The sequence below is a fragment of the Streptomyces galbus genome, assembly GCF_005280195.1.
Taxonomy (GTDB): domain Bacteria; phylum Actinomycetota; class Actinomycetes; order Streptomycetales; family Streptomycetaceae; genus Streptomyces; species Streptomyces galbus.
Map to the genome: position 1 here is coordinate 66195 of NZ_SZPR01000021.1, position 10937 is coordinate 77131.

At 71.6% G+C, this 10937-nt stretch carries 10 protein-coding genes and 3 pseudogenes; 5 read left to right on the top strand and 8 right to left on the bottom strand.

Annotated features, from left to right (window positions below):
- Positions 1 to 63 precede the first annotated feature (63 nt).
- The 3 genes and pseudogenes from E4U92_RS26675 to E4U92_RS26685 all read right to left on the bottom strand — a co-directional run bounded on the left by E4U92_RS26675 (position 64) and on the right by E4U92_RS26685 (position 1289).
- Positions 64 to 595, bottom strand: a pseudogene (locus tag E4U92_RS26675) (carbonic anhydrase).
- The gene (locus E4U92_RS26680; RefSeq protein WP_137303008.1) at positions 592 to 879 is read right to left on the bottom strand and encodes a DUF1622 domain-containing protein; all 288 of its coding nucleotides are present in this window, start codon (positions 877 to 879) and stop codon (positions 592 to 594) included. Before E4U92_RS26680 ends, E4U92_RS26675 begins: the two are co-directional and overlap by 4 nt.
- Positions 876 to 1289: a DUF1622 domain-containing protein gene (locus E4U92_RS26685; protein WP_137303009.1), complete on the bottom strand. Its 414-nt coding sequence runs from the start codon at positions 1287 to 1289 to the stop codon at positions 876 to 878. The genes E4U92_RS26680 and E4U92_RS26685 overlap by 4 nt, the downstream gene beginning before the upstream one ends.
- A gap of 817 nt (positions 1290 to 2106) precedes the next feature.
- Here E4U92_RS26685 and E4U92_RS26690 point away from each other — a divergent pair.
- A complete protein-coding gene (locus E4U92_RS26690; RefSeq protein WP_137303010.1) occupies positions 2107 to 2481 on the top strand; it encodes a response regulator transcription factor in 375 nt (124 codons plus the stop codon).
- A gap of 48 nt (positions 2482 to 2529) precedes the next feature.
- On the opposite strand, the gene E4U92_RS26695 is transcribed toward E4U92_RS26690, so the two are convergent.
- Positions 2530 to 3759, bottom strand: coding sequence for a sensor histidine kinase (locus E4U92_RS26695; RefSeq protein ID WP_137303011.1), 1230 nt, complete (start codon positions 3757 to 3759; stop codon positions 2530 to 2532).
- Between the two features lie 309 nt (positions 3760 to 4068).
- On the opposite strand from E4U92_RS26695, the gene E4U92_RS26700 reads away from it, so the two are divergent.
- Together E4U92_RS26700 and E4U92_RS26705 are read left to right on the top strand one after the other, a co-directional pair.
- On the top strand, positions 4069 to 5157 hold the full coding sequence (locus tag E4U92_RS26700) for a HEAT repeat domain-containing protein (RefSeq protein WP_168725207.1): 1089 nt from the start codon (positions 4069 to 4071) through the stop codon (positions 5155 to 5157).
- Complete coding sequence (locus tag E4U92_RS26705) at positions 5154 to 6644, top strand: glycosyltransferase family 2 protein (RefSeq protein ID WP_137303013.1); 1491 nt, start codon at positions 5154 to 5156, stop codon at positions 6642 to 6644. Before E4U92_RS26700 ends, E4U92_RS26705 begins: the two co-directional genes overlap by 4 nt.
- A gap of 23 nt (positions 6645 to 6667) precedes the next feature.
- Here E4U92_RS26705 and E4U92_RS36810 read toward each other — a convergent pair.
- Both E4U92_RS36810 and E4U92_RS26715 read right to left on the bottom strand, forming a co-directional pair.
- Positions 6668 to 6832 (bottom strand): annotated as a pseudogene (locus E4U92_RS36810) (NADPH:quinone reductase); the annotation flags it as partial.
- Between the two features lie 238 nt (positions 6833 to 7070).
- Positions 7071 to 7273 (bottom strand): annotated as a pseudogene (locus E4U92_RS26715) (cold-shock protein).
- A gap of 38 nt (positions 7274 to 7311) precedes the next feature.
- Here E4U92_RS26715 and E4U92_RS26720 point away from each other — a divergent pair.
- Positions 7312 to 7527, top strand: coding sequence for a hypothetical protein (locus E4U92_RS26720; RefSeq protein ID WP_137303014.1), 216 nt, complete (start codon positions 7312 to 7314; stop codon positions 7525 to 7527).
- Between the two features lie 22 nt (positions 7528 to 7549).
- On the opposite strand, the gene E4U92_RS26725 is transcribed toward E4U92_RS26720, so the two are convergent.
- Together E4U92_RS26725 and E4U92_RS26730 are read right to left on the bottom strand one after the other, a co-directional pair.
- Entirely contained in the window at positions 7550 to 8101 is a 552-nt protein-coding gene (locus tag E4U92_RS26725) for a GNAT family N-acetyltransferase (protein ID WP_137303015.1), read from the bottom strand.
- Positions 8102 to 8111: 10 nt separating this feature from the next.
- Positions 8112 to 9113 (bottom strand): hypothetical protein, encoded by a 1002-nt coding sequence (locus tag E4U92_RS26730; RefSeq protein WP_137303016.1) that lies wholly within the window; start codon positions 9111 to 9113, stop codon positions 8112 to 8114.
- A 553-nt stretch (positions 9114 to 9666) separates the two neighbouring features.
- On the opposite strand from E4U92_RS26730, the gene hemA reads away from it, so the two are divergent.
- Entirely contained in the window at positions 9667 to 10908 is a 1242-nt protein-coding gene (hemA, locus tag E4U92_RS26735; protein ID WP_137303017.1) for a 5-aminolevulinate synthase, read from the top strand.
- Positions 10909 to 10937: the final 29 nt, after the last annotated feature.

Below are 10937 nucleotides of genomic sequence, written 5' to 3' on the forward strand. Positions count from 1 at the left end.
ACTCATACACGGTTCTTGCGTGGGCCGCGGGCCGGACTCGCGGCCGATCTGGGTGAGGGGCGGTCAGGACGCTGTGGGAACGGCGACGTCGGGCCGCGGGCGGCGACGAGCTGCGCACTGCCATCGACCAGGCGGTAGGACACGCCCACTACACCGAGGCGGCCGTCGGCCACCCGCTCGGCCAGGACGCGGGAGCCTTCTAGCAGCAGGTCCACGGCGTGCTGGAGGTGCTCGGCCAGAATCTCTCCGGCGCTCTCGCGTCCGGCGGCGCGGGCTGCCAGCACGCTCGGAGTCACGCGCTCAACGACGTCGCGGACGAAGCCGCCCGGCGTCTGCCCGTCCTTGAGGGCGGAGCAGGCCACCGCGACGGCGCCGCACGAGTCGTGGCCGAGGACCACCACCAGCGGCGCAGGACGGAAGCACCGAGCTCGATAGAGCCGAGCACCTCCGTACCGGCGACGTGGCCTGGGGTACGGACCACGAAGAGGTCGTCCAGGCCACGGTCAAAAATAATCTCGGCGGCCAGCCGGGAGTCGGAGCACCCGAACCTGGCCGAGGCGTTCACCGCCCAGGAGGGCGACATCAAGGTCGTCATCGACCTGCGCTGACCGGGCGGGCTCCGCCGCGGGTGGTCTGGTTCGGCCGGGACACATGGAGGGAGGCGCCGAGGAGCTTGCGCAGCGCGATCACCGCTGCTGCCAGCATGACGCTGCCCCACGACGGCTCACCGGCCAGCCGGATGAGGCCGGCGGCGGTCAGGAAGTCCAGCAGCACGGCCAGTCCACCTCGCACGGTGTGCGTCAGGCGCCAGGCCGCTGCTGCGGCGACCAGACCCAGAGCGGTGATCAGCACCGCCGCCATCTGCAGCCACCCGTTCATGTCGGCAGGCCCTTCCCGCCCTGTGCAGGAGGCGCCGTCTCACCCCGTTCGATCTCGGCCCGCTCCTGGGCAATCTCCCGGCCGAGGAAGTAGTTCAACGCCGTCCGGATGGCCGCGATGGCCGCCAGCTGGCCGATCTCGGCGAAGCTCGGCGCTACCGCCGTGCGCAGCACGTCCCCGGCGAGCTGGAACTCAAGGCCCAGGACAAGGAAGCGCCCCAAGCTCAGCCTGATCCGGTTGAACCCTGCCACCTTGCCGCGCCCGCGCACACCTGCCGCTACGAACTGCACGAACGCCCACACGGCGCCGATGAAGATGATCAGCGCGCCCGCGGACTCGATCAGCCTGACCAGCAGGCCGATCACATCGCGCAGGGTCGACTCGGGCAGCAACTCCACCGACAGGGTCATGCGGGTGCCGGTACCCTCAGGCGCAGCCGACCACGCACTTCCCCCCGCCCATGCCACTGTGGAGTGATTACGAAAAAGGGCGGCGCGACCGACGACGCTCACCGTCCCCCTGCCAAGGCAGAGGCCCGTCCCGTGTGCCAGGGGCTCGTCGTTGAAGTCCGGGCGCGCATATTCGCGCGACTCCCTGACCTCGCGACCCGGCCACCGCGCACACTCGCCGTCATGTCCCTACGCGTCTTCCGTCATGTCCACTGCACGTGCAGCCATCGAACCTTCGACGGCGCCGTCGACCTGCCGGCCGCCGAGGTGTTTCACGGCGCGACCTGGTCACACCTCTTGTGCGCGGACTCGACCTTAGCCAGGCCCCGCGGTTCGCTTTCTCTCACCGCCAGACGTTATGCCCAAGGGGGCAGTGCCGGGGTGGCCGATGTGACGGGTGCTGGGCCGCGCCTCAGTCGGAGTCCTAGCTCTCTCGGCACATGGAATCACCGCGGGCACGGCGGGGAGGCGAGGCCGGAGCCCGCATCGGGCCCCTCTGATGCTCAGTGGCGAAGCTGAGAGAGCTCACTAGCAAGGGTGGTTTGGCGGAAGCGGTGGCGTCTGGTGGGCAAGCGCACCTTCGGGTCGGCTGTGGCGGCACCGCTTCATGCCCCTCCCGCGGCGTCGCTGCAGCCGCCGGTTCGCCGAGGTACCCCGGCGGGCGGCCCGAGTTGCCCCGCGTGATACTGAAGGTCCCGGCGTGCCGCCGGGTGGCAGGCCGCAGTCGGGCCCCGTGCGGCATTTGCGCGCCGGGTGCTCGCCCAACAGGGAGTGTGCCGTGGCGACCATTTTGGTGGCGGACGACGACGAGGACGTCCGCGACATCGTGGCCTTCAAGCTGGGCAGTGCCCGGCACACCGTGCTGGCCGCCGAGGACGGGCCGCAGGCCCTGCACATCGCGAGCAGCCAACCTCTGGACCTGGCCGTCCTGGACGTCCGCATGCCGGGCCTGACTGGGGTCGAGGTGTGCCGGCGGCTGCGGCAGAACCCGGTGACCGCCGCGCTCCCGGTGATCCTGTTGACCGCCCAGTCGGAGGAGGGGGACGTGGAGGCGGGGTTCGCGGCCGGCGCCGACGATTACATCGCGAAGCCGTTCAGCCCGCGCGAGGTGGGCAGCCGGGTCCAGGCGCTCCTGGCCCGCTCGCATTCCTGATAGCACGGACCACCCGCCAGGCTGGACGGATCACCCGGGCCCGGGCGGTCAGTCCCGGGTGCCGGGCGGGTAGGGCAGGTGGCAGGTCACCATGGTCCCCCCGCCCGGCGCCGCGTCGATCGCGAGGGTGCCGCGGTGCGCTACCGCGATGCGCAGGCAGGTGGCGAGCCCGATGCCGGAGCCGGGCCTGCTGCTGTCCAGCCGTACGAAGGGCTCCAGGACGTGCCGGCGCTGCTCGGCCGGGATGCCCACGCCGTTGTCGGTGACGCGCAGGTTCCAGCCGTCGGCGTCGTTGTCACAGCTCACCTCGATGCGGGCGGGCCGGTCGGGGCGACGGTACTTGACCGCGTTGGCCATCAGGTTCTGCAGCAGCCTGCGGATCTGCGTGCTGTCACACGGCACGACGGGCAGCACGCCCAGACACACGTGGGCCCGCGCCCCCGTCAGCTCCTCGCGCAAGTCCTCGACGGTCTCCTGGACCAAGGCCTGGAGGTCGGTGTCGGTGAGGTGCAGCGCCCCGCCGGTACGGGCCAGGGACAGGGCGGCCTCGATGGTGCGGTTCATGCGGTCCGACGCCGCTTCGATGCGGTGGACGAAGGCCGACGCGTGCGTGTCGCCGCTGACCCCGGGCAGCTCCGCGAGCAGGCCGGCGTGGCCGGTGATGCCGGTGAGGGGGTTCTTCAGGTCGTGGCTGACCTGCCCGGCGAACTGCTCCAGGGCCGTGTTGGAGCGCTCCAGCTCGGTGCGAACCTGGTCGGCGGCCAGCAGCGCGTGGTGCAGCAGTTGCCGGTGCCGGTGCAGGTCCAGGACGTCTACCACCAGGGACGCCAGGTCGTCCAACGCCTGGCGCTGGCGTGCGGTCAGGGACCGCACCTCCTGGGCGAACACGCACAGGGTGCCCAGCGTCTCGCCCTCCGGTGAGTGGAGCTGGGAGGCGGCGTAGAACCGCACGGCGCCGGTGGGGGCGGTCACCCAGGGGTTGGCGGCGAACCGCGGGTCCTGGCGGGCGTCGGGGACCATCACCTGCCCGGGGGCGGTGATGCTGACCGCGCACATGGAGTCCGAGCGCGAGCACACGGTGGGCTCGATGCCGACCGCGGCGATTTGGTGCTGGCGGTCGGCGGAGATGATGTTCACGGCGGCCTGCGGTGCCTCGCACACCCGCGCGGTGAGCCGGACGATCGCGTCCAGGTCCGGCGGTGCGGGCGCGCCGACGATGCCGTAGCGCTCCAGCACCGCCAGACGGCGGTGCTCGGCGGGGTCGTCTCCCACGGCCACGGGTCCGGCCCTTCCTGCCCTTCGGTTACACGTCAGCAGTCCTCCCGACAGCTTCACCCGGTGTGCCGGTGGGCGCAACGTCGGCCCTGTCGGCCGCTTCCGGGGTCCGTCGGCCGGGCCGGCAGGCCGCGTGCGCCGGCGGTCCCGTCACGGTCCCATCGGCTCGCGGCCCGGGCCGCAGGGTCCGCCGTGCGGGTGCCCGGGCATCCCTGCGGGGGACGCGCCCCTGCAGACGCAGGATGCTGGCTGGCGCGCGAGCGCCGGACGCCGGAGGCTGGCATGCGGGACCGAGGAAGGGGGCGGACAGCGGTGCGTACGGTGGTGCAGCTCGTCCTGCTGGTGTCCGTGGCCGAAGCGGTCCTGTGCCTGCTCGTGCTCTGCGTCACCCGGGTGGTGCGCAACCGCCGGGAACGCGTCCTGCGGCGGACGGCGGCCACCACCAGACCCCTGGTCGTGGAGGCCACCGGCGGTGAGAGCCCCTCGGCCCGGGCCGCGCTGGCCGCGCTGGACCGGCGCTCCTGGAAAGCCGCGGAGCCGACCGTCACCCGGTTGCTGAGCCGCGTCAAGGGAGGCTCCCACCACACGCTCACCGACCTGCTGGTGCGGCGCGGCGCGGTCGACGCGGCCCTGGCCGACGCCACCCGGCGCCGTTCCCTGCGGCGGGCGCGGGCCGCGACCGTGCTCGCCCTGACCGGTCCGAGCCTGCGGGCCGACCCGGTGCGCGGGCCGGCGGCGCGCCACGCGCTGCACGCCCTGCTCGGGCACCGCAGCGCCACGGTGCGCGAGACGGCCGTACGCGCCCTGGGGCGCCTCGGTGACCCGGTCAGCGCGGGCCTGCTGCTGACCGCGCTGGACCCACCGCGGCGGGTCGCCCCGGGCCTGGTCGGTGACGCGCTCGTCCGGCTCGGACCGGCCGCCGTCGACGCGCTGACCGGGGCCGCCGCCGACGGCGGCGACGAACAGCACCGCGCCCTGGCCGTCGAGCTGCTCGGCTTGATCAAGGACCGCAGGGCGCTGCCGGCGCTGTCCGCGGCCCTGGACGACCCCGCGCCGATGGTGCGCGCGGCGGCCGCCGCGGCCCTCGGCCGGGTCGGCGAACCCGCGGCCGTCGCCGCGCTCACCGGCACCGTCCGTACCGACCCGTCGGACCGGGTCGTCGTGGCCGCGGCGGAGGCACTCGGTCTGATCGGCGACGAGAACGCCGTACCCGTGCTGGAGCGGACGGTGCGGCGCGGACCCTACCGCCCGGCCCACACCGCGGCCCGTGCCCTGCTGCGCCTGGGCCCGGCGGGCCGGGCAGCGCTCGGCGGCATCGCCCGCGGCCCGGACCCCGCGGGCGCACACGCCCGGGAGACCCTCTCCCTGGCCCTCGGCGACCGGGGAGGCCCCGACCGGTGAAGGACGTCGTCGCCACCCTCGTCCACGCCAACCAGTACCTGGTGATCGGCTACTTCCTGGTCCTGAACACCGTGTACCTGGTGCTGCTGGCCCTGGCCGGACGCACCGTCCCCCGCCTGGCGCGCCGCCGCCGGCTCACCGGCCTGGACGACCTCGCCACCAGCCCGCTCACCCCGCCGGTGTCGATCGTCACCGCCGCCTACAACGAAGAGCCCACCATCGTCGAGAGCGTGCGCGCCATGCTCGCGCTGCGCTATCCGCGCCACGAGATCGTCCTGGTCGACGACGGCTCACGCGACGGCACGTTCGACCGGCTGCGCGAAGCCTTCGGCCTCGTACCGGTCGAACGCGTGCGCCCTCAGGAGATCGCGTCGCAGGAACCGGTCCGCTCGGTGTACGTCAGCACCCACTCGGTGCCCCTCACCGTGGTCCGCACCGCGAACTCGGGGAAGGCCGACTCCCTCAACGTCGGCATCGACCTGGCCTCCCACCCGCTGGTGTGCATGGTGGACGCCGACTCCCTGCTGGACGAGGACGCGCTGCTCACCCTGGCCCAGCCGTTCGTCGCGGACCCGCTGCACGTCGTCGCCGCCGGGGGCGTCATCCGTCCCGTCAACGACAGCGTCGTACGGCACGGACAGGTCGTCGAACCCCGCATCCCCCGGGGCTGGCTGCCGCGCATCCAGGTCGTCGAGTACCTGCGGGCGTTCCTGATGGGCCGTACCGGCTGGGCCCGGCTGCACGGCCTGCTCATCATCTCCGGAGCCTTCGGGCTGTACCGCCGCGACGTCCTGGTCGAGGTCGGCGGCATGAACGCCGACTCCCTCGGGGAGGACTTCGAGCTCGTGGTCCGCCTGCACCGGCACCTGCGCGACCGGCGCCGCCCCTACCGCGTCGAGTTCATCCCCGAGCCGGTCTGCTGGACGGAGGTCCCGGACAGCGCGGGCGTCCTGGCCCGCCAGCGGCGGCGCTGGCACCGCGGTCTGTACGAGACACTGCTGCGCCACCGGCGGATGCTGCTGCGTCCCCGCTACGGCGTCATCGGCATGGTCGCCTACCCCTACTTCGTCCTGTTCGAGCTGCTGGCCCCGCTGCTGGAGGTCTGGGGCCTGGTCACGGTGGCCGTCGGCTTCGGATGCGGGCTGATCTCCCCCGCCCTGGCTCTGCTGTTCCTGCTGGCCGCCTTCGGCTACGCGATCCTGCTGTCGCTGCTCGCCCTGCTCCTGGACGAACTGGGCCTGCACCGCTACCGGCGCCTCGGCGACCTCGCGGCCGTCGCCGCCGCGGCCGTCGCCGAGAACCTCGGCTACCGCCAGATCACCGCCCTGTGGCGGCTGCAGGGGTGGTGGGCGTCACTACGCAACGGCACCCCGGTCTGGGGGGAGATGACCCGCAGCGGCTTCACCGGGACCACCCCGCTCGACCACGGGAGCCACGCCACAGTGCCGGAGACGACAGCTGGGGGACCACGTCCTGGTGCGCAGTAGAACGCCGGGCACGCTGTGGCCGCTGTCTCCGCCTCAGCGGCGTCGATGCCGTCCAGGACCGGCACCACGTCCGCGGCGTCCACGACCACGTGGCTGACCCAGCCGCCGACCTTGAGCAGTGCGGCCACCCGGGTCCCGACGAAGCCGGGAGCGACGCCGTCCCCGGCGGCCGCGACGGCACCGACCACGCCACGAGCGTGCCCCTAGGTGCACGATGGAATCCCATGTCCGCACGCGCAGTTGAAGCCGCCGCAGGCCGAGCGGGCCGTTGTGGAAGCCCGTGTCGCCAGGTTTTATGCGTTCGCTCTGATCGGTGGAGCCGCCCAGGGCGATTTGCAGCCCGTTCGCCCGGCGGCAAAGGCCATATTGATGGCACAGCACCCGCCCAGCGAGCATCGCAGGGCGGGTGCCGAAAGGTGTATGGGCTCAGGCGGGGATGATGTTCTCCGCCTGGGGCCCTTCTGGCCCTGGGTGACGTCGAAGTTCACCCTCTGGCCTTCCTGGAGCTCACGGAAGCCGGAGCTGGCGATGTTGGAGTAGTGGGCGAAGACGTCAGGGCCGCCGCCGTCCTGCTCGATGAAGCCGAAACCCTTTTCCGAGTTGAACCACTTAACGGTTCCGCTGGCCATTGCGCCCTCCGCGGGGAGTCGAAGTCGGCTCCCGCACCTTGCGCGAGCCGGAGGTGATCGCCCTGGTCCTCAGAGACCGCAACGAGGCGGGCCGGTGGGCGGAAGGCTCCCACACCGCCGACACCGTCTACGACCGCCGCCACGGCGCCGGCACCCGGGACCCGCTCGTCGCGGTCCCGCTGTACGGAGGCCCCGCGCACGCCGCGGTAGCTGACGCCCGGCCCGGCACCGGGGCAGAAGGGGACGCAGGCTGAGCTCAGCCCGGTCCCTGGGCTCTCAGGGGCCGGGCTGGTATTCGCGTTCGAGGATCGCGTGGACCACGGAGTCTCGCCACTTGCCTGCCTTGAACACGTGCTCCCGGATGGTGCCTTCTTCGACCATCCCGGCGGCGCTCGTCGTCTTGGCCGACGCCATGTTGAGGGGCGAGCGCGCACCCCAGATGCGGTGCAGGTTGAGGTCGTGGAAGCCGAGAGCGAGCAGCAGCCGGACGGTCTCAACGCCGTAGCCTCTCCCCCATTTCTGCGGGTGCAGCGCGAAGCCGATGGTGGCTCCGCGCTGCTGGTGGGGATCGAGGGCCAGGCGACAGGACCCGATCAACTCGGCCGTCGTCTGCTCGATGACGGCCAGGGCGTACTCCGTGCGGGGTGTTGCTGTGGCGGCCGCGATCGAACGGGCCACGATCTGCTGGACCTGCTCGCGGTCGCGGGGTTCGAACGACAAATGCTCTGTGGCTGCGGAGCTGCCGTAGACGGCGAGCACCGCATCCACATCCGCGGCCGCAAGTTCCCTCAGGGCAAGGCGTTCACTGGAGCGGTTGACCGGGTGCATGCCCCGGACTTTACCCGCGGGGCAGCGCGGGCCGGCCGACGGGGAAGGCCTCGATCTCCGCGCGGAGGTCGCGCGCGGCAACGGCCGTCCCCGCCCGGCCGGCGGTCAGGGCGTTCCGCACGCGCACCGCGGAGACGATGATCCCGTTGTTGCGGTGGGAGGAGGGCAGGTCCAGAACGGGCCGCATGGCGGCCGCCGCGCCGTCCACGTCGCCGCCGTACAGTCGCACGAGCGCCAGGTCGCACTGGCTACCGGCCAGGTCGCCGAACGCCCAGTCGGGCGCGCTGGTATCGCTGAAGCCCTGCACGGCTTCCTCGGCCTGCGCCGCGAGCTGCGCGTTCCCGTTACCGAGCAGCACCTCGGCCTCCACGCTGTAGTAGAGCTGCTTCTTGCGGCTGTAGGTGAACAGGCCGCCGAGCTCGTCCAGTTCGTCCAGGACGACGTGCTCACGGCGCTCGACTGCCCGCCGGTTCGCGTCGCGCACGGTCTCCTCGTCGCCCAGCACCACGGCGGCGCGCGCCTGGAGGCCGAGCAGCCACAGGCCGACGGTCCCCTGCCGGTTGGCTGCGGTCTCGGCGCCCTTGCTGGCGTAGTGGTAGGCGTCCTCGGGCCTGTCCGCCCAGTACGCGATGAGCGACTTGAGGCCGTCGGTCAGGGCGATGAGTCCGGGGTGCTCGGCGTCCCGGGCGCAGGCCGAGGCGACCCGGGTCATCGTCATGGCCTCGTGGGGGACCTGCATGTCGTTGAAGCCCTTGGCGACCAGGAAGCCCAGTATGGCGCCGTGGATGTTCAGGTCGCGCAGCTGAGACGGCTGCCGGACCCTACCGCCTTCCAGCAGGCGGAACACCTGCTCCTGCGTCTCCAGCAGGTCGGACCACACGGCCAACAGCGGCACCCGGGGATACTCGGCGACCAGGCGCCTCACCTCGTCATCGAGCAGACCGAGTGTGTCCTCGCCCACCCGGTCGCGGTCCACTCCGAGGAGGAAGTCTTTCGCGCGTCGCACTGCCATCGCGCCCCTCCTTTTCATGTCATGAGCCGGGCCGTCGCGCCACTCCACCCAGCACGCATCATCCAGAACGGACTCAGGGTCGGCGACGCCGACATGTTCGAGGGCCACCGCTGAGGTGCACTGACCACCGGCATGGAAACGCTGGCCGAACAGTCGGAGGAAGCAGGTCGCCTGACCGGTCAGACGGGCGGCCCGGCGACAGACCGCGTACGGTCTGGAGCGTGCCGTGATCGGCAGGCCTCTGCCGGATCCGTGGACTGTTCGCGATTCGTCGCGGGCCAGAAGCTGACCTGTGCGGCCTTTCAAGACAGCGCAGGAGTGGCCGGTTAGGCAGGGTGTCGGGTCGCAGTCGCGCAACGAGGTGTTAGCTGCATGGTGCATCGGGTACGCGGCTGCGGTTCGCACGGCGGTGCAGGGGGGGCAGATGTCCAACACTGGTTGCGGCAGGTACGGCTGTCTCTCCCTGCCCGCGCCGACACGCAGGCCGACGTCCCTCACTACGGACTCGCCCTGCGCGCCATTGACCGATGACCAGTTGTCTGAAGGGCAGCCGATGTTCGAATACGACACGTACTTCTCCGAGCGGATCCAGGGCATCAAGGACTCGGGGCAGTACCGGACGTTCACTCCGATCGAGCGGTTAGCCGGGTCCTTTCCCCAGGCGATCCACCACAGCCCTCGCGGGCCGCGCGAGGTGACCGTGTGGTGCAGCAACGACCACCTGGGGATGGGACAACACCCTGACGTGACCGCAGCCATGCAGGAAGTCCTCGAACGGTCAGGAGTGGCCGCAGGCGGCTCGAGGAACATCTCCGGCACCACCCCGCACCACCTCGCGCTCGAGCGTGAGGTCGCCGACCTCCACCACAAGCAGACCGCACTGACGTTCGTCACCGGCTATGCGGCCAACGACGCCGCACTGTATGTGCTGGGCCGGATGCTGCCGGAGTGCGTCTACTTCTCCGACCGTCTCAACCACGCCTCCATGATCACCGCGATGCGCGCCTCCGGCGCGGAGCGGCACATCTTCGAGCACAACGACCCCGATCACCTGGAGCGGCTTCTGCGCTCGGTCGATCCCAGCCGACCGAAAGTCGTCGCCTTCGAGTCGATCTACTCCATGGATGGCGACATCGCCCCCATGGAAGCCTTGTGTGCGGTCGCCAAGCGGCACAACGCCCTGGTCTACGTCGACGAAGCGCACACGGTCGGCATGTACGGCCCGCAGGGGGCAGGACTGGCCGCCGAGCTCGGCATCGGCGATGACGTGACGCTCCTGATGGGCACGTTCGCCAAGGGGTACGGCACTGCAGGCGGATATCTGGCCGGCCCCACCGCCATCATCGATGCCGTCCGCAGCTTCGCTCCCGCGTTCATCTTCACGCTTGCGATGCCGCCCGCGCTGGCGGCAGCGGCCTTGACCAGCGTGCGCCACCTGCGCCGCAGCGACGAGGAGCGCCGACAGCTGCACGACCGTGCAGGCACCGTGAAGTCCCGGCTGAGCGAGCTGGGCATCCCGCTCGTAACCGACCAGAGCCATATCGTCCCTGTGCTCGTCGGTGACGCCCACAAGTGCAAGGAACTCTCCCGCATCCTGCTGGACGAGCACGCCATCTACGCCCAGCCAATCAACTTCCCCAGCGTCGCCCATGGCACCGAACGGCTGCGGATTAACCCCTCCCCAGTCCACAGCCCCGACCAGGTCGACCACTTCGTCCAGGCACTGGACCGCACCTGGTCCGCACTCGATCTCCCCCGCGCCGACACCCCGGCCCCGATCCGAACGGCTGCCTGACACCTGCCCGGTGCGGCCTCGTGGCGCGG

Bases quoted from the DNA above. Each gene is read 5' to 3' on its own strand.
- E4U92_RS26685 (WP_137303009.1), bottom strand. From the start codon at position 1,289: ATGACCCTGTCGGTGGAGTTGCTGCCCGAGTCGACCCTGCGCGATGTG.
- E4U92_RS26730 (WP_137303016.1), bottom strand. From the start codon at position 9,113: ATGGCAGTGCGACGCGCGAAAGACTTCCTCCTCGGAGTGGACCGCGAC.
- hemA (WP_137303017.1), top strand. From the start codon at position 9,667: ATGTTCGAATACGACACGTACTTCTCCGAGCGGATCCAGGGCATCAAG.
- E4U92_RS26725 (WP_137303015.1), bottom strand. From the start codon at position 8,101: ATGCACCCGGTCAACCGCTCCAGTGAACGCCTTGCCCTGAGGGAACTT.
- E4U92_RS26680 (WP_137303008.1), bottom strand. From the start codon at position 879: ATGAACGGGTGGCTGCAGATGGCGGCGGTGCTGATCACCGCTCTGGGT.